Origin of the sequence: Streptomyces sp. NPDC048416 (assembly GCF_043200435.1) — a bacterium.
In the GTDB taxonomy this organism is placed as follows: Bacteria; Actinomycetota; Actinomycetes; order Streptomycetales; family Streptomycetaceae; genus Streptomyces.
This window is the reverse complement of sequence record NZ_JBICXU010000017.1, coordinates 1-17,883: the sequence shown is the minus strand read 5'-3', so window position 1 is coordinate 17,883 and position 17,883 is coordinate 1. Positions and strand designations below refer to the sequence as shown.

Annotated in this window: 10 protein-coding genes and 3 pseudogenes; 8 read left to right on the top strand and 5 right to left on the bottom strand. The window is 67.0% G+C overall.

What is annotated here, in order from left to right; translation table 11 throughout:
- Positions 1-119 precede the first annotated feature (119 nt).
- Both ACGFW5_RS21325 and ACGFW5_RS21320 read left to right on the top strand, forming a co-directional pair.
- Positions 120-779, top strand: a complete 660-nt coding sequence (locus ACGFW5_RS21325) for a LysE family translocator (RefSeq protein WP_393835837.1) — start codon at positions 120-122, stop codon at positions 777-779.
- Positions 780-1,017: 238 nt separating this feature from the next.
- Positions 1,018-1,362, top strand: coding sequence for an SAV_915 family protein (locus tag ACGFW5_RS21320; protein ID WP_393835836.1), 345 nt, complete (start codon positions 1,018-1,020; stop codon positions 1,360-1,362).
- Between the two features lie 169 nt (positions 1,363-1,531).
- Here ACGFW5_RS21320 and ACGFW5_RS21315 read toward each other — a convergent pair whose 3' ends face one another.
- Both ACGFW5_RS21315 and ACGFW5_RS21310 read right to left on the bottom strand, forming a co-directional pair.
- On the bottom strand, positions 1,532-1,672 hold the full coding sequence (locus ACGFW5_RS21315; protein ID WP_393835835.1) for a hypothetical protein: 141 nt from the start codon (positions 1,670-1,672) through the stop codon (positions 1,532-1,534).
- Between the two features lie 15 nt (positions 1,673-1,687).
- A pseudogene (locus ACGFW5_RS21310) lies at positions 1,688-1,759 on the bottom strand (hypothetical protein); the annotation flags it as partial.
- A 518-nt stretch (positions 1,760-2,277) separates the two neighbouring features.
- Here ACGFW5_RS21310 and ACGFW5_RS21305 point away from each other — a divergent pair.
- Entirely contained in the window at positions 2,278-3,510 is a 1,233-nt protein-coding gene (locus tag ACGFW5_RS21305; protein ID WP_393835834.1) for a magnesium and cobalt transport protein CorA, read from the top strand.
- A 355-nt stretch (positions 3,511-3,865) separates the two neighbouring features.
- Here ACGFW5_RS21305 and ACGFW5_RS21300 read toward each other — a convergent pair whose 3' ends face one another.
- Complete coding sequence (locus ACGFW5_RS21300) at positions 3,866-4,027, bottom strand: hypothetical protein (RefSeq protein ID WP_393835833.1); 162 nt, start codon at positions 4,025-4,027, stop codon at positions 3,866-3,868.
- A 250-nt stretch (positions 4,028-4,277) separates the two neighbouring features.
- Here ACGFW5_RS21300 and ACGFW5_RS21295 point away from each other — a divergent pair.
- The 4 genes and pseudogenes from ACGFW5_RS21295 to ACGFW5_RS21280 form a co-directional block, all read left to right on the top strand.
- Positions 4,278-4,556 (top strand): annotated as a pseudogene (locus ACGFW5_RS21295) (helix-turn-helix domain-containing protein); the annotation flags it as partial.
- A gap of 174 nt (positions 4,557-4,730) precedes the next feature.
- Positions 4,731-4,943 (top strand): hypothetical protein, encoded by a 213-nt coding sequence (locus ACGFW5_RS21290; RefSeq protein WP_393835957.1) that lies wholly within the window; start codon positions 4,731-4,733, stop codon positions 4,941-4,943.
- Positions 4,919-5,122, top strand: a complete 204-nt coding sequence (locus ACGFW5_RS21285) for a hypothetical protein (RefSeq protein ID WP_393835832.1) — start codon at positions 4,919-4,921, stop codon at positions 5,120-5,122. The genes ACGFW5_RS21290 and ACGFW5_RS21285 overlap by 25 nt, the downstream gene beginning before the upstream one ends.
- A 311-nt stretch (positions 5,123-5,433) precedes the next feature.
- Positions 5,434-5,861, top strand: a pseudogene (locus ACGFW5_RS21280) (tyrosine-type recombinase/integrase); the annotation flags it as partial.
- A 149-nt stretch (positions 5,862-6,010) separates the two neighbouring features.
- On the opposite strand, the gene ACGFW5_RS21275 reads toward ACGFW5_RS21280, so the two are convergent.
- Both ACGFW5_RS21275 and ACGFW5_RS21270 read right to left on the bottom strand, forming a co-directional pair.
- Positions 6,011-6,412, bottom strand: a complete 402-nt coding sequence (locus ACGFW5_RS21275; protein WP_393835831.1) for a hypothetical protein — start codon at positions 6,410-6,412, stop codon at positions 6,011-6,013.
- 26 nt (positions 6,413-6,438) lie between these two features.
- Positions 6,439-13,167 carry an RHS repeat-associated core domain-containing protein gene (locus ACGFW5_RS21270; RefSeq protein ID WP_393835830.1) on the bottom strand — a complete coding sequence of 2,243 codons (6,729 nt, stop codon included), beginning with the start codon at positions 13,165-13,167 and terminating at the stop codon, positions 6,439-6,441.
- A gap of 975 nt (positions 13,168-14,142) precedes the next feature.
- On the opposite strand from ACGFW5_RS21270, the gene ACGFW5_RS21265 reads away from it, so the two are divergent.
- Positions 14,143-17,793 (top strand): FG-GAP-like repeat-containing protein, encoded by a 3,651-nt coding sequence (locus tag ACGFW5_RS21265; protein ID WP_393835829.1) that lies wholly within the window; start codon positions 14,143-14,145, stop codon positions 17,791-17,793.
- Positions 17,794-17,883: the final 90 nt, after the last annotated feature.

Here is a 17,883-nt window from a genome sequence, read left to right as displayed (position 1 = left end):
CCCGGCGGGCAAGCCGCTTCCGCGTGACCGTCCTGGGCAACAGTGCAAGGCTGCCCGCATCCCCCGTGCGTGCGCCCGCACCCTGGGCACCCGCACGCGCGTGCGGTTGAATGCCATCCATGGTGTCGACCGATCGTTGTCTCGCCTTCGCCGCGATGTCCCTGCTGGTGATCGCGATCCCGGGGCCGAGCGTGCTGTTCGTGATCGGCCGGGCCCTCGCGCATGGCCGTCGCACCGCCCTCGCGACGGTGCTCGGCAATGTGCTCGGCTCGTATGTGCTGGTGTGCGCCGTGGCGTTCGGGGTCGGCGCGCTGGTGGAGCGTTCCGCGTCCGTGTTCACGGCGGTGAAGCTGGCGGGCGCCGCCTACCTCGTACTTCTCGGGGTGCAGGCGTACCGGCACCGCAAGGAGATGCAGCTCGGGGCGGCGCCGGTCAGCGAGGCCGCGGCACCGACGCGGCCGGCCCGCGGCGATCTGCGGACCGTCGCCGACGGAGTCCTGGTGGGTGTCACCAACCCCAAGGGCATCGTCTTCTTCGCCGCGGTACTGCCGCAGTTCGTGGACCACACGGCCGGACACCTGGCGTCCCAGATGCTGCTGCTCGGCCTGATCCCCATCACCATCGGCCTGGTCACGGACTCCCTGTGGGGTCTGGGAGCGGCGGCGGCCCGCGGCTGGTTCGCCCGCTCCGAGCGCCGGCTCTCGCTGATCGGCGGGGCGGGGGGCTTCGCGATGATCGGGCTCGGCGTGACGGTCGCGGCGACCGGCCGCGCGGACTGACCCTCGACGCCGACACCCGGTGGGATGAAATCCCCGCGCGGCACCGCCCCGTACGGACGGCTTCCCCAGGCGGGCACTCGCGCGCCGACCTGCGCCACGAACGCGTCAAAATCCAGGGCAGCGGGGTCAATACGGTGCCATCGCGGGACACGGGGCCGGCGCCGGGGGCATAACTTCAGAGGTACGGGCGCATCGACGCGTACGGCACGGCATCCGCACTTCCGCACCGGAGGACATCATGGACAGCCTCACCATCGAGGACGCCGACCCCGAGGAACGCCGCCCGGCAGGGCCGCTGTATGTGCCGGTTCGGCTCGGCTCTGCCGGAGGACATCAACTGCGCTTCCTGCGCGACGAGTTCGGCGTCCGCACGGCGGTCGGATTCACCAGCCAGGACCGACTGAACGCCGTGTTGGGTTGCGACCAGCGCTGGATCAGGCTCGCGGAACCCGCGTTGAGAGCGCTTTCGGCACCCCTGGGCGTCACCCGGGTGACGATCGACCCCCTGCTCGCGCCACCCGCCCCGCAGAGCCGAGGCGGCCAGACCCCGCCGTTGTGCGCCCGCCGCGCGCTGATGCTCTAGCGGGGAGGGTTGGGTTGGGTTGGGAGCGCTCTCAGGGGGTGGGGCGGTTTGGGGTGCGGACGCGACGGTGCGCTGGAAGCGCTCTCAGGTCTCCACACGGGCAGAGGCCGCCCCAGGCCGCCGGACGCGCTCTCATCCGCCAACAACAAGTCGGGCTCTCATGAGGCGCTCAAGCGGCGAAGTCCCCGAACTGTACGTCGTACGAGGTGGCCGACGTCATGTCGGCGACGAGCCACGCCGCCTCCTCGGGCCACCTCGGCGCGGTGAGGCCTGCCCAGCTGACGATCCGGACCAGCTCGCGCCACTCCATCAGCTCGGAGAGCGCTTCCGACCCGAAGGCGGCGAGCCGCGACCAGAGGGCGAAGTAGGGCGGCTTGACGTTCTGCGCCTGCCCCAGAGCAGGTGGGCGACGTCGCCCTTGAGCGAAAGCGCGTCACTGCGCCGCAAGAGGGAGTGACGGGCAAGAGTGCCGCGGTCGGGTGCAAGAACGGGGTGGGAGCGCCGGGCGGCGCTGGTGCCGGCCTTGGAGGCCACGGGCAGCACCGTATCCAGGATGCGGGCGGTCAGGGGCAGCACCGTATCCAGGATGCGGGAGGCCAGGGGCGACGCCCGCAAGCCCAGCCTTGTCGCTGCGTGGTCGCGCTCTCGGTCCGGCGCCCGTATGGAGGCTGCGACCGGGGCGTCGCGCGCGGGGGCACGCCGGCGGCGCCGCACGCGGCCACGCCTGGCTCGTGCCCGCACTCCTACCCGAGCCTCAGCCGGGGCGTGGGCCCGAGCCCGTTGGCTGGGCCCCGGCCCGTCACCCGGGCTTGCGCCCAGGCCCGCGTCATTTGAGGCGTATATCCTGCTCCGGGGGTATAAAGGCGAACGTTCGGCCGGCGTCGGGCCGGTCGCGGAGCGGGAGGTGAGGTGGCCATGCCCGAACGACGCGCCCGCCCCGCGCGGCCGCCCAAGAAGCACTCGTGGCGCAGGCAAACCCCGGCCGAGGCCACGGCCTCCCCGGATGCCACGCCTCCCACTGGCGCCCCCGACGGCGGAGGAGCGGACGCAGCCCCGGAAACGCCCCGCACCCCTGGCGACGTACCGGCCGAGACCGGACGGCGCGGCGGGCAGGCCGACGGACGGGTCGGCAGCATCGTGCAGTCCGCGCTGTACCGGGGCGGGCGGCACGTCGCCTCGCCCGGCACCCTCGCCGAGACGTTCCGCCAACTGCGCGAGACGCCGGACGGCATGGCGTGGATCGGACTGCAACGCCCATCCGGAGCCGAACTCCGCTCCCTCGCAGCGGAGTTCGACCTCCATGAACTCGCGGTGGAGGACGCACTGGAAGCCCACCAGCGTCCGAAGCTGGAACGCTATGGCGACACCCTCTTCGTCGTCCTGCGCGCGGCACGCTATCTCGACGCCCCGGAGGAGGTCGACTTCGGTGAGCTCCACGTCTTCGTCGGCCAGGACTTCCTCATCACGGTCCGCCATGGCGCCGCCCCCGACCTCTCCGCGGTCCGCCGCCGCATGGAGGAGGACCCCGAGTTGCTGGCCCTGGGCCCGGAAGCGGTGCTGTACGCCATCCTCGACGCGGTGGTGGACGGGTATGCCCCGGTGGTCGCGGGCGTACAGAACGACATCGACGAGATCGAGACGGAGGTCTTCCGCGGCGACCCGGCGGTCTCCCGCCGCATCTACGAACTCTCCCGGGAAATGGTCGAGTTCCAGCGCGCCACCCGCCCCCTGGTGGGCATGCTGCACGGCCTGATGGCAGGCTTCGCGAAGTACGGCACGGACGAGGAACTTCAGCGCTACCTCCGCGACGTCGCGGACCACGTGACCCACATCAGCGAACGCGTGGACGGATTCCGCCAGGCGCTCGCCGACATCCTGACGGTCAACGCCACCCTGGTGACCCAGCAACAGAACGCGGAGATGCGGGCGTTGGCGGAAGCGGGCTTCGAACAGAACGAGGAGATCAAAAAAATCTCCGCCTGGGCAGCCATCCTCTTCGCCCCGACGCTGGTCGGAACGATCTACGGCATGAACTTCACGGAGATGCCGGAACTGCGCTGGGCGTTCGGATACCCCTTCGCGATCGCCTTGATGGGCGTCGTATGCGCCGGTTTGTACCTCGTCTTCAAGCGCCGCGGATGGCTCTGAGTAGCCGGCTCGCACCGATCAGCATCCGCCTCGATCCCACCAACCGCACACGCCGCTCTTTCGATGCTGTCGGCGAGCGAGGAGAGGTAGCCCCTGCCATCGGTGCTGAGATAGCAGGGGTTCCCGTCCTGAGTGGTCCATGGCAGTAAGCGAGGACCGGTCACGCCTGCTGCCGCGTCGTGGTGATCTCTGCGGCGCATGCGGTCCGCGTCGGTCCTAGATGTGCTCACCGTGCACCCCCACCTGGGCCGCCGAATGGAATACGGCGACCGTGGGGGCCTACTGTCCGTCACTCCATCCGCGAGACATGCCAGTTGGCGACTGTGGGTGTCGGAACTATCGCGTTGCGTGGCACCTATCCGACCACGGTCAGGTGGGAGGCCATGTCGCGCATCTCTCCGGTGAGGGTTCGCTTGCGCTTCTTCAGGATCTCCTGCATGATCTCGGCGGCCATTCGCTGATGCCTCAGCCACTCCGGGGATGCACGGCGGACTCCGGTCAGCTCGTCCGTCGCCACGGACAGGTCGTTGGGTCCGGACGTGCGCGCGGGCCACGTCCAGGCGATGGCGGTTCCAGTTTTCGCCGCTCGGCCGCCCTGCGCTCTTCCACGCCTTGGGTGACATGGCGTCCTCGCCGGATTTGCGGACGACCGCGCGAGCGTCTCCCACGATCATGTCGTCTTCCACGCCCTTCATGCCGACAGTGAGCGGCCCGAAGGTCGTCTAGTGCCGGAAGAACGAGCCGGTGTACTCCCCGTCCCACGGCGGATGCCGCCGTGTTCGCGACGCGGTGGTAGTGGCGGGCTTCCTGGGGCCGGTTGTTGCGGCCTGCGGCAGCCGCGGCGCGAAGTGCCAGCCACCCCATGCCGCGCATTCGTCTGGCGTCGCTCGGGACAGTCTCGGTTCGATCAGGTCGGCGGTCTGGGAGGCGAGTTGTTCGGCTGTAAGTACCGGCGTCGGGCCGGGGTGAGCCAGGAAGAACTGGCCCACGCCGCAGGCGTCTCGCCGGGGACAGCGCGCAAGGTAGAGCAGGGCGGCACGGTCCGCATGGAAATCCTTCACGCCCTCGCCCGTGCGCTGAGCGTGACCACAGCAACGCTGCTTGCGCCGTACGCTCCTGAACCGGTAGGACGCTCGGAGGACCCGAACCGCGTCAACCTAATCCAGCTTCGCGTGGCCCTCACCCCACCAGTGGGACTCGCAGACCCCGACGGTGAGAGCGTGGAGGTAGAGCCGAACCTTCGCCGCTTCCACCGCACGGTCCACGACGGTGCGGTCCTCTACCACTCCGACAGCTACAAGAGCGTCGCACCCCAGCTGCCCACGCTCTTGCAGGACGCGAACAGCGCGGTTGCCCACTTCGACAGCGGCGAGGAGCACAGCCTGGCACTCCTGGCGGTGCCGAGGCATTGCAGCTGGCCGCGCGGTACCTGACGCAGGTACGGCAGTACGACCTCGCCTACACCGCGCTGGCCGGCGCGATCACCGACGCACGCCGGGCCGGGGACACACTCACCGGGAGATCCGGCGTGATCGGGATGTGCTGGCTGCTCCTGCGCCAGGGCCGACTGGACGAAGCGAGGTTGTCCGCCAGTTCCGTAGTCATCAGCTGACCACCTCCAGCGCCACGGTACGCCGGTCAGGCGAATCAACCAGAGGCTCTTTGGCAGATACTCGCCGGGAGCGGTGACCCATCACCGGCTTGCCGCCGAGCATGCAGGCCGGGCCCCCGGCAAGATCGGGGCCTGAGCGGGAGGGTCCTCGTCGGTCGGGCAGCTTCGCCGTACCAGGGTTCTCCGGGGGCCGCCAAAGCTCACCGGGTGACGCTAGCGCTTGGCCTTTGCGGCCCCCGGGGGGTTCCTGGTACACCTCCGGTGGCCGGGCGATGAGGGACCCCTCCCACGACCCCGACCACCCTTCACCACGCTGCCTCCACTCGCTGAAGCACCACCACGAGCGGCAGCAGCGCGAACGGGAAGCCGCAGGCACCACGTGGCAGGACAGCGGGCACGTGTTCGCCGCCGCGCAGGGCAGAGCGATCGACCCGACCAACCTCACCCGAGCCTTCACCACGCTCCTCCACAAGGCCGGCCTCCGTCGCATCCGCTTCACGGCCTACGGCACTCCGCCGCCTCCCTGCTCCTGGAACAGGGCGTCGAACTCGTCGTCATCAAGGAACTACTCGGCCACGCCCACATCGGCGTCACCGCCACCGTCTACGCCCACGTCCGGCTCCGCCTCCAGCGCGACGCCATCGACGCCCTCAGCACCGCGCTCGTCGACCGGGAGACCACCGAAACGGCTCGCTCCGACGGCGACGAACCGCCACCCTGCGCCTCAGTCGTCCGCTGACGTTGCCGTCGACTACTGCCGTCACAGCATGCAGAAGCCCCGCCAGGACGCACCTGGCGGGGCTTCCAATTTGCTACTGCATAATTCGCTGCGCGAGGGAGTTGATGTTCACGGCATCGTCGGCGGCGCGTCCCTGAACTATTCTCCGATCAAAATGAATTTTCCCTCAGGTTGGACGCCACCCTCCTGGCCGCCTCGAGCGGACCAGAAAGCAGCTTCTTTCGTTTTCCCCATCCCTCTGCCCTGGTGATGGCCTCATCGAGAAGGTCAAGTAGTTCTGCTCGCGCATCCCCCTCGGGATGTCTTGGGAGTGCTACCTGAACAACCAGCGATCGAAACCCCTCCAGGAATGACCCGACTCTGACGCCGGAGAATTTCGGACCGTACGTTTCTCCTGGGACGAGGAAGGTAACCGTCAGGTTGAACGGAATATCAGACAGTGTATCGATACCTGACGGCGTCCCCCTCAAGGAGTCGAGTGCGGAGGTCCACCGCTTGTCCTCAAGCCCTCCCCCGATGATTGACTTCAGAGACAGGGGGGTGAGAGGCATGTTCGCGTTTCCATCAGTTTCCGACATCACAACCCTAGATCCAATTTGCCGGCATGCGATTCCTTATTGAACGGTCCAGCCCAACGCTGCACGATCCACTTCTCAAGATCGAGCATATCCGAGCGTGATCCGCTAGTCAGAACGCGCATGCGATCTGCGCCCATCGCGGCCATATCCCTCGCCGAATACCGACCTGCCGGGTCTTGGGTGATACCCGTCTTGAGGTAACCCCCACTTGCGTCCTCCAGAACGTACAGGTAGTTCGTCGCGGTACTGTTGCGCGAGTTTCCGTGAGTGGATGGAGCCGACATCGGCCGCGGGTTAAGACTGGGACCCATCTGGCCGTTGGCCAGCCTGGGCTGAGTCCCAGTAGCGCAAGCGCAAGCAGTCGAGTGACCTGCGGTGCTGCCTCCGCAGTTGTGAACGAGGACCGGCGTAGCCCCAGCCAGCACATAGTACGTGTGGATGTGGTCAACAGTCAGGTTGTACGTGGTGACGGAACGGTGGTAGCTCCGCACCTTGACGACCGTGATCAGCGCGCCGTCGGGCTGACGGAGAAGCTCGCCGGGCTTCAGGTCTGTCGCGTCGACCCATTGTGCACGGCTTGCATCCCAGTAGGGGTGATGTTGTGTCGAAGTGATCGTCTGATCACCGTCTGCCGTGCGGACCGTGGTGTCGGTGAAGTCCTTGTCCGTCAAAGTGACGACGACATCGGTGACCTTCTCGGCCTTTGTCGTGTCGGTCAGCGGATCCGTCGCCTCGACCGTGTCGCCGACCTGGACCTGACTGATCGGAATGGCAGCGCCACTGGCGAGGAGCACCGTCGTCGGGGCCGGGAAGCTGTCGCACTCTTTCGGCGCAGGGGCCTCTCCCTTACCGGCGGCCACGCCGGCCTCCCCCTTGGCTGCCGCCGCCTCGCCCTCGGCTCCTGCCTTGCCCGCCTCGCTCCTTGCCGACTTCGCCATCTTGGCAGCGCCGGCCACGATGGCGGATCCGACGCCCAGCACCGAGACGGCCTCGGCTCCCGCCCCGACGGCGGCCCCTACGACCGCTGTCGCCACTCCGAATTCGGCGCCAGCCGTGAATCCCTCAGCGGCCGCCACCAGTACACCGGCGCAGGCTCCTGCCGTAGCGGCGACGCATCCCACGACCACGGAGACGACGACCACGGTCACCGCGATCTCCACAACGTGGTCCGCAGCCCAGTCGATCGCCTTCTCCCACAAGTGGTGGTGCTTCTTCGGTTTCGGTTTCGGGTTCGGGTGGCTGGCGCGCGGCTTCGGCTTGTCGGCCGTGGTGCTGCGGTTGCCGTCCGTGTTGGGCGTGCCGTCGTTGTTCCATTCGTCTGGGTAGCAGGCCGCTCCGCTCGCGCCGCACATCTGCATGAGGCCGGTCGGATCGCTGCTGGTGACCGGGGTGTTGCCTGAGTAGGCGTAGCCGTTGATGGACTGCGGGTTGGACGCGTCGAAGAGGGGGTCCACGGAGAGGAAGCGGCCCAAGCTCGGGTCGTATTCTCGGGCCCCGAGATTGGTGAGGCCTGTTTCGGTGTCCATGGTGCCGCCGACGAAACCCTTGTCGCCTGGCCACTTCGTTGGCGCCGGGGCGCCGCTCCTGCTCTGGCCGAAGGGAGTCATCGGGCGACGCTGGACGGCCAGGGTGGCGGAGTCGATCGCCACGGTGTCGGTTCCGTTGGGGTCGGAAGCCAGGTAGGTCAGGCGACCGTCGGTGCTGCGGGCGACGGTCAGGCTGCCGGGTGCGCCGTAATAGCGGGTGGCGGTTGTGGTATTGGCCGCCTTGTTGAGCACGACCTCGGTGCCCGGCAGATACAGGGTCGCCGTGTCGGCGTCGTGGCGCAGGAGTTGGTTGCCGTCGGCGTCGTAGACGAAGTCGGTACCGTCGCCCTGCTGTGTCTTGGTGATGGTGTCGAGCGTGCCTTCGTCGGTCCAGGTGAAGTTCTGGGTACCGGCACCGGTTGTGTGGGCGGTTGTGTTGCCCGATTCGTCGTAGGCGAAGGTGTCCGTGCTCGTCCCGGCTGCCTTGCTGGTGGTGGTCATGGACTGGACGGCGTGCGGGTGCGCCCGGCCGGCGGCCGGATAGACCTCGGTGTGGGTGGCGTCCTTGTCCGTGTTGCCTGTTACGTCATGGTCGATCTCGCTGGTGCGGTTGCCGGTCAGGTCGTAGCCGAAGGACTGCCAGTACGGGCTCGGGCCACCCAGGTTCGCGGCACTGGGCCGGGTGTTGGTGCAGCCGCCGATGCCCGCGGCCTTCGGGGCCGGCTCCGTGCTGGTTCCGCCCTTGTCGGTCCAGGCTTCGGTGAGCCGGTCGAGGTAGTCGTAAGTGAAGCACTGCGTGTCGGTCTGGCCCGTGTCCTGGACGTCGGAGACGGATGTGACGGCTCCGGCCGGCGTGTATGTGTACTTGATGACGTCGGCCGACGAGACGGTGTTGGTCTCCTTGTCCAAGGTCGACTTCACGACACGGCCGGTGGCCGCGTCGTAACTGTTGGTCTGCACCACCTGGTTGGGGACGTCACCGGTGGTGCTCCGCTGGACCTCACCGAACGGCGTGTAGTTCATGCCGCTGAGGTAGTCGGCGTCACCGCTGGCCAGGAGGAGCTGTCCGGCGATGTTGTACGCGTAGTACACGGTCTCGGCGGTCAGCCCGCCCGCAGCGGGCATCGTCGTGGAATCGAGCAGCCCCACGTTCGGCGTGTACACCATGCCCGTCTTGTACGTACCCGCCAGTTTTCCCTCGGAGGCGGGAATCGTGACCGACGATCCCGTGGGCCGGTAGCCGGTGTCGTAGCCGGTCACCGACGTCGTGTACGCGTTGCCGCCGACGAACCTGGAGGACGAGGTCGGGTAGCCCTTCGCCAGGCTGTCGTACGTCCAGGACGCGAGCTTGGTTCCGGAGGCCGACCCTGAGTACTCGGCGGTCTTCCTGCCAAGCGCGTCGTAGGTGTAGGCCAGCGTCTTGCCGCGGGCGTCCGTGGTGGACGTGACCTGGTCCAGGTCGTCGTACGTGTACTTCGTGGTTCCGGTGTCCGGGTCCGTGGAGGAAGCCTTGCGGCCCCGCAAATCGTAGCTGGTGCTCCACGTGTTGCCCGCGCTGTCCGTCACCCGATCCTGCTGGCCCGCGGAGTTGTAGTGGTAGTGAGTGGTGTCAGCGGATCCGGAGGGAGTGGGGCCATGGAACTGGAGCAGTCCGGTGGTACGGCCGAGGGCGTCCTTGACGGTGCTCGTCGCCGACGCACCGGGAGGCGGCGTGACGTCGACCCGGTCTGCCCCGGGGTAGGCGGTTGTGCTCCGCCACTGTTCAACGGCGTAGCTGGAGAGCGCCTGGGCGACGGGCCGGCCCATTCCGTCGAAGTAGGTGCCGGTCTGCGAGGGCACCTGGTCGTCATTGACGACGTAGAGCGTGGTGGAGGGGTCGGCCGTGTTGTAGTAGTCGGCGTTGGACTTCACCGTCCAGCCGTGGCTGTCGTAGTAGGTGTCCGAAATCAGACGCCCCGAGCCACCGTCACCGCTGTTCTGCTGTTCCTGGCGCAGGCGCAGGAGCCCGTCGTAGAGCTTGTAGTCGATGCCGTAGGACTCGTCTTCGCGCAGCGTCTCCGTTGTCACCACGCTGGGGGTCGTGTTGTTGAGAGCGTAGGCGAACTTGGTGTTGGGCGACTTGTTCGCCTTGGCCCGGCCCGGCAGCCACACGGCGGAGATTCGTCCCAGCGGGTCGTACGTGACGTCGGTGATGCGCCCGTTGGGGTCCGTCGTGGTCAGCGGAACGGAGCGCATCGGGTCATAGGTGGTCGTGCTCTTCCACCCGGTGGTGGCGGGGGCGACGGCCGGCTGAGTACTGGTGATCGACGTCGGCAGCGCTCCGGTGGTGGGAGTGAAGGCGGAGGACGTGGTGGCCCCAACCGCGTTGGTCACGCTGGTGGTACGTCCGTAATCGTCGTATGTCGTGGTGCCGATGGTCTTGAGCTGTGCAACGCCCGAGGAGTCGTAGTGGTCCAGAGCCTGGGTCTCGGATATGTCTCCGGTGGCACCAAGCGTGCCGAAGCCCTTGCCGTCGTAGATGTTTCGGGTGTCGGCGAGGGTGTTGGACGCGTCCGGGGTGGTGCCGCACGCCGCCGAGATCTTGATGGCCTCGGCGGGGAACGCCAGCATGTTCGCCGCGGCGTTCTGGGCGTAACTGGTCGTGGTGCACGTCTCGGGGGTGGCGGCGGTGCCGTCGCCCTTGTCGTCGACGGAGACGACCAAGCCATCGGAGTCATAGGTGCTATCGGTCTCGGTGGCGCGCCAGGAGCCGTCCGCCAGCAGCGCACGCTGGCGCACGGAGCCGATTCCGCCCAGACGGGCGGTCAGGTCGGGCAGCCCGGTGCGCTTGTGGGTGGCGGTGACGCGACCGGACCACGGGTCGTTCAACGTCGCCGACTGCAGTGCGCCGCCGTTGGTGTCGTACGTGCGGCTCTCACGAGCGAACCCCGCCAGCTGGTCGTTGTCGTCGAGCTTCCCGCCTGATGAGTCGGTCACGGTGACGGAGCGCTTGGAGCCATCGGCCTTCACGTCGCCGTTCATGCCCCGCATGTACAGCGTGGACGCCTGCGTGAGTGTCTGGGGAGCGGCACCTGTGCGGGTGATGACTTCGCCGTAGCCGCGGAACTGGCCCCACGTACGGTTCTTGGGGTCGGCGAGTTCCTCGTCGTCATGGTGCCAGGCGGCACCACCGACGTAGTCGTACGACGTAGTTTTGGCGGCCGCGCCGATCCCGGTCTCGTCGACCTCGGTGACTTGCTGGACCAGATATTTGTGGAACCAGTCGAGTACGGGGTCGCTCGCGCCTTGAGGGGTCCAGTAGACGGGGTAGCAAGCCATGCTGTTGCTGTCGGGTGATGCGGGCATGGTGGTGCCCTTGACGCACTCCGGGTCCTTGTAGACGACGTCGATCTGGCCGCCCGACTCCGTGTTGATCGCATTGATCCGCAGCCGGAAGATCGGCGGAAGATTGTCCGCCGCCCCGACCCTGTTGGCCATCCGCTGCCCCATGAAGGTGACCGCTGGAGTGGTCTCCGTGCCACCGTCGTGCCCCGTACGGGTAACCGAAGCGAGCCACAGCGCCGGCTTGCCGGTGTCTCCCGGCGCCGGGAACTGGTGGGTGAGCGCATAGGTGTCGACGGTGGAGTACGAGTTACCTACGAGAACCTGCGTGGTGATGGTGGTCAGACGCTTGGTGCTCCAGAACGACGGAGCGTGGTTCGTGCACGTGCCGGTGGCGGGACAGTTCTGATCGAACGGAACATCCGGCCAGTGACCCGCGTTGGTCGCGTTCAAAAGGTTCGAGGCGCAGGTGAATTTCGTATCCGGGAGGCAGCGCTCGCCGGTGGTGAACACAACCTGAGCGGCCGCCTTCGTACCGGCGACGACATCCGACAGCCGCTGTCCGTACGTGATGGCGGTCAGGTAACCGCCCCGTACGTACGGCGTCAGGCTGTCGGTCGTGCCCCTGGCGTAGTAATTGGACTCCGTGTTGTACGCGTACGTGGTGACGTTCTGGTTGGCGTCCACGACGAAGTCGAGCCCCCAACGCCAGGCCTGCTGGCACCAGGACGTGTCGAAGGTCGACCCGTGGCACGGTTCGCCGGCGTTGTTGCCGAAGACCGGAGCGGTCCAGGCGGAATTGGTTGCGGGGGTGGTGGAGCTGCCCGGTGCATGGTTCAGTCCGAAGTAGTACTGCTCACCGTTGGTCGCGGTGATCCTCCAGTACTCACCGTTCTGAGCACCGTTCGCCGCCCCTGTGAGGTGTTCGACCTTCGAGCCGTCGTCGCCGTTCTCGCGCCAGGTGCCGGTGGCGTCGTCCTTGACGAGCTTCACCGACCGGCCGCCCAGCGACATGGTCATGTCCTCGCCCGACCAGCAATTGTCGCCCACAGTGTCGGGCTGGCCGTCCTTCGAGCAGGGCTTGTACGAGCGCTCGATGAACCCGGGATCGTAGTCCCAACCGTCACCGATCCAGGACGCCTGGTTGTTGGTGGCCGACGTCCTGCCATCGAGACTCGCCGAATCGTAGGAGAGCGAGACGCCGGGGGCGGAGCCGCCCAACGGCGGCGGGACGCTGATCGGATACGTCCAGTTGAAGTCCCCCGTCGAAGTACCGGCACTCCAACTGCCCGACGGTGCAAGGGCGGTGGCGGTATATGTGCCCCCGGCGCCGCCCGGCGCCGGCGCGGCCGCCAGGACCATGGGCTGCGCGGCGGCCGAGGCGGCACGCGACGTGGTGGAGGCACTGTTCAACCGAGCCACCGACGGCGAAGCCGTCTTGGGCGCTGCGTCCGCGACAGGAAGCGTCACGTCGGCGACCAGTCGATGATGCGCATAGTCGTTGTGGAAGGGCAGCGGCGTGGCGGTGCGGCACTGGGCCGCCGCGGGTTGGGTCAGTGCACATGCCGGCAGCTGGACCAGCTGGAGCCGAGAGGCGTAGTCACCCCCATAGGCGTTGGCGAAGCCGGAATACTCCAGGCCTACCGATACCTTGCCGTCCCCTTTGTTCGTCGCGGTGTCACTGAGCGACACCAGGACCCCGTTGATCCCTGCCTGCTGCGCCTCGTCGCGACCCGCGACGGAGACGGCCACCTCGTCCGGTGTCCGACCGGAGGCGTCGGCCGGGCGGTTCTTGGTGAGGGATCCGGGGCGGCCCAGCCAGACAGGTGTCCCCAGGACAGGAGCGGGTCCGGGCTCCACGGACGGAGCAGTGCTGGGCATGAGGGACCGGGCGGATCCAGGGGCGCCTCCCGCCGGATTCGCCAGTGTGCGGGTGGCCTTGGGCCAGGCCACGGGAGCCGCCCCCGTCGGCGCGGGCGCAGACCGCACGGGGGCGGCCGCCGCCGATCCCACGGACGGCGCTGCTGATACACCGTCATGTCCGGATACGGACTGCTTTTTGTCGAGCGGCCGAGGTGACCACAGTTTCGGCAGTTTATGGCCGTCGGCGAAGACAGGCGCCCCCGCCAGTGCGGTGACCATCAACGCCAGACAGGTCGCCAGAACGACCGCATTACGCCGTGCGCAAGCCTGTCGAATCCAGCCAAAAATCGGCGAGAAACCTCCGCTATTGCTCTTCACTAAAGCCCCACCCCTGGAAACAAAAGAGATGGGAAAATTACCAGCGGGTTCCTATTCGCACCCCCAAGTGGGGATAAGGGATCAGAAAATAATAGGCCAAAGAATGGTAATGCAATGAGCGCAACTGCACACACAAGGCGACAGAGTGCACAGAATGGGCACAGTGCCTTCACAGACGAGCGCCCGATTGACCGCATAGGTATGATTTAGGGGCATCTGCGTTTTAACTGGCCATATCTGACGCACGAAAACAGCGGCAGGCCGAACGGAATCGCCTTCGATGACGCCCCTCGATAACGCTTGCTTTCATGCCGGATATGCTCCGGAAAGCACGCAGCTACGCGACGCAAATCGTTGATTTAGGGGTGGTCTGGGAGCATCATGAAGACACAGAGCCGATATAGAAGACGAGGCATGGCCTCACTTTTGGGCTTGGGCCTGGGTGCGGGGCTCGTTCCGCTTGGCGTCGACCCAGGCACCGCGTTGGCCTACGACAGGCCGCCGGCGTCCCTCCGGGCAAGTGGGGTTGGCTCGGCAGACACGCCGTCGTCCCCCGTCCAAGCGGAAGCGATCTCGGCCTCGGCCAGGGCCAGGACGGCGCACATCGCCGTCCCGGTGAGCGCGGCGACGACGCCGACCACCACCCTCACCGCCAATCCTGATGGCAGCTTCACCCAGACCCAGAGCCTTGACCCGGTGCGGGTCGACAAAAGGGGGACCTGGGTCCCGATCGACCCCACCCTGCAGCGGAACGCGGAAGGGACCATCGCAACCGTCGCGACCCCCACCGCTCTCGTCTTCTCCCCGGGGGGCACCGGCCCCCTCGCCAAAATGACTTCTCCTGAGGGGAAGGAACTGGCCCTCACCTGGCCCGACCCTCTTCCCGCTCCGCACTTGTCCGGCGCCAGCGCGCTGTATGCCGATGTCCTTCCGGATGTCGACCTCCGTGTCACCGCGCAGGACCAGGGCGGCTTCACTCAGGTACTCATCGTCAAGACCGCTCAGGCGGCGCGCGATCCCAAGCTCGCCGTGGTACGGCTCAGCACCACGACAAGCGGTCTCACCGTGACGAACGACAGCACCGGCGCCCTCGACGCCAAGGACAGCTCGGGAAGGACGGTCTTCTCCGCGCCCACCCCGGTCATGTGGGACTCGGGCACGTCTGTTCTCGCCCCGGCCAGGTCACGGGCGCTGTTCATGCAGGACCCGGCTCCGGGCAACGTCGCCGACAAGGCGGTTTCCGGCCCGCCGGAAGGTGCCAAGCAGGCGGAACTGCGGACCACCACAGGGCAGGGTGGAATCACGCTGACGCCCGATCAAAAGCTCCTGACGGCGCCGGACACACACTTCCCCGTCTACATCGACCCGAACTGGATACCACGCAACACCGGCAACGCAACCTGGGGTGGTGTCTGGGAGGCTCACAAATCCGAGCCGTGGGACACCGCCAAGTGGGACGACCCCGGAGTCGGTTACCAGGGCTGGCAATCAACCACCGGCATCGAGCGTGTCTTCTACAAGTTCGACACGTCCTTCTACTCGGGCAAGACCATCAGTTCGGCCACACTGAACATGCTGGAGACCTACTCGGCGTCAGGCGGCTGTGAGAAGTACGGGGTCAACGTCTACCGCGCCGACTCGTTCAACGCCGGAATCTCCTGGAACACCGCGCCGGCGACTCACGAGCGGATCGGGAGCGCGTCCGTCACAGGTACGCGCAACAACGACTGTCCCGGTTCCCAGCCCGCGGTCGCCGACATCACTTCCGCGGTGTCGAACGCCGGCAGCAGTCTCTCGGTGGGAGTCTTCGCGGCGAATGAAGGGGACAAAAACGCGTTCAAGCGGTTCTCGACGAACCCGAGCCTGACGGTTCAGTACAACTCCACTCCGCAGGTGCCGAGCGCGCCTGCCACTGTCCCCGCGACCCAGTCGCCGGCGACGCCGGATTGCGGCGTGAACGCGCCCTTTGGCTGGATCGGCTCGACCAACGTCGCCAGTGACGGCATCCACCTGCGAGCCGCCATCTCCGATCCAGACACAGGCCAGCAGGTGCGTGGCCAGTTTGCCTTGTGGGACTACGCGAGCGACGCCTGGATCATCTCGGCCGGCGATGCGAACTCCAGCACGCCCTGGGTCTCCGGCAATACGACCGTCGACAAGGCGGTGGGCGCGCTGGAGGATGGGCACACGTACAGCTGGAACGTGCGTACCGATGACGGCATCAACCGATCTGCCCCCACCCCTGCATGTCACTTCCAGATCGACCGAACCCCGCCGAGCCAGCCCGGTGTCTCGTCGGACGACTACCCGCTCGCCGGCTCGACGACCGCCCCTACTCACGTCATGGGCGACGGGTTCCAAGGGAACTTCACCGTTACGGCGACTGACGGCAACAGCGGTGTCGACCACTTCGAGTACGCCCTCAACAAGCCGCTTCCCGTTGGCGGCGCCAGCACCGTCGCGGCTGCGAACGGCTCGGCGAACATCAAGGTGGCACCAGACCATTGGGGTACCAACTTCCTCGTCGTGAGCGCCGTGGACAAGGCCGGCAATCACTCGCAGTCGTTCGAGTACGCCTTCTACGTCCCTGACAACCTGACGGCCCACGCCGTTCCGGGTGACCTCACCGGTGACGGCATCCCCGACACTGCCGTCGTCGGCAAGGACGGTCAAATCCGGTTCTACACGGTGGGAACGGACCCCGCGTTGAGCGTCCCCGTCGCAACGTCACAGGCGCCGACAGCCGACAAGACGTGGAAGGGCGCGATCCTCGCCCATCGCGGCGCCATGCACGGCTCGGCACGTGTGGACGACCTGTTCGTTCTCAAGAACGGCAAGCTGTACATCTATCTCAACCCCGGCCCGGGCAACTTCATCAAGGCGGAGGCGACAACGGTCAGCAGACCGCCATGCGACCCCGCGGTCACCGACTGCTCCGGCTATGCGGCGGACTGGTCGCAGGCCGGCCAGATCATCGCCGCCGGCGATGTCGACGGCGACAGCGCCCATCACAATGACTTGATCACTGTTGAGGGCGACAGACTCTGGCTGTTCCCCGGCAACGGCGGCGGACGACTTCTCTCTCCTCGCCTGCTCGGGCCCGGTGGCTGGAACGCGATGACAGCGGTCGCTCCCGGTGATGTCACGAATGACGGCCTACCGGACCTCTGGGCCCGCGACAAGACCAGCGGTGCCATGTACGTCTACCCCAACCGTGCCGGAGACCCCACCGGAGTCGGTGACGGCGATACACGCAAACAGATCGGAAGCCGCCTGGCACCACTCTCCTATCCCGCGCTCACCAGCGACGGTGATCTGGACGCCGATGGCCTTCCCGACCTGCTCGCTGTCGGCTGGGACGGCCGGCTGGCCGAGTTCCCCGGCCAGAACCCGAACGGGGACCTGATATCTCTTGGAGCTCCGAGCGACCTCAGCCGGCGCGGCTGGACCTCCACCGCCCAGTCCATCGAGGGTTCGCCCTATCTGCCCACCAGCCGGAGCGACTTCAACAGCGATGCCCGGCCCGACATCGTCGCCGAGAGGGGCGATGGGAGTCTGTACCTGTACGCCGGTGACTCCGGGGGCCGCCTCGTTCCGGGCCACCAGATATGGGACAAGACGTGGGACGCGGTGAAGCTCATGACTACCGGCGACTTCAACGGGGACGGCAACGCGGACCTGGCGGGCGAGTGGTATGACGGCAGCCTCCACCTCTACCCCGGCGACGGACAGGGTGGTCTGGACGCCTCCAATGTCACGCAGCTGACCGGGGGCAACACGTGGGGAACCGCCAAGCAGCTGACCGCCGGTGATTTCAACGGAGACGGCAAGACGGACCTGGTGGCCATCTGGGGTGACGGCAGCCTGCACCTGTACACCAACAGTGGGACAGGAGGCCTCAATGGCGCCGCATCCATGTGGCCCGGTAACGAGTGGGGCGACATGAAACTTCTGGCCGCAGGCGACTACAACGGCGACACTTTCGCCGACCTTCTGGCCGAGTGGAGTGACGGGTCTCTCCATCTCTACTTCGGCAACGACCACGGCAGTCTGTCTGCCGGCTCCCAGATGATCGGAGGCAATACGTGGCTCTCCGTGGAACACCTCGTAGCCGGTGACTTCTCGGGCGACGGCAGGACAGATCTTGCGGCCGTGTGGCCTGACGGAAGCCTTCACCTCTACGCCGGTGACGGAGCCGGTCACTTGAGTGACTCCGTCTCCATGTGGCCGGACAGCACATGGGGCGGCATGCCCCTCGTCAGCTAGGACTTGTCCTGCCGATCATGTTCGGAGCCAGATGGTGAGGGCTGCGGCGGTTGCGGTGCCGAGGTAGACGTAGCCGCGCTTGTCGTAGCG

Coding starts and splice junctions, on each gene's coding strand:
- ACGFW5_RS21320 (WP_393835836.1), top strand. CDS start 1,018: ATGGACAGCCTCACCATCGAGGACGCCGACCCCGAGGAACGCCGCCCG.
- ACGFW5_RS21315 (WP_393835835.1), bottom strand. CDS start 1,672: ATGGAGTGGCGCGAGCTGGTCCGGATCGTCAGCTGGGCAGGCCTCACC.
- ACGFW5_RS21325 (WP_393835837.1), top strand. CDS start 120: ATGGTGTCGACCGATCGTTGTCTCGCCTTCGCCGCGATGTCCCTGCTG.
- ACGFW5_RS21275 (WP_393835831.1), bottom strand. CDS start 6,412: ATGCCTCTCACCCCCCTGTCTCTGAAGTCAATCATCGGGGGAGGGCTT.
- ACGFW5_RS21270 (WP_393835830.1), bottom strand. CDS start 13,167: ATGCCCAGCACTGCTCCGTCCGTGGAGCCCGGACCCGCTCCTGTCCTG.
- ACGFW5_RS21305 (WP_393835834.1), top strand. CDS start 2,278: ATGCCCGAACGACGCGCCCGCCCCGCGCGGCCGCCCAAGAAGCACTCG.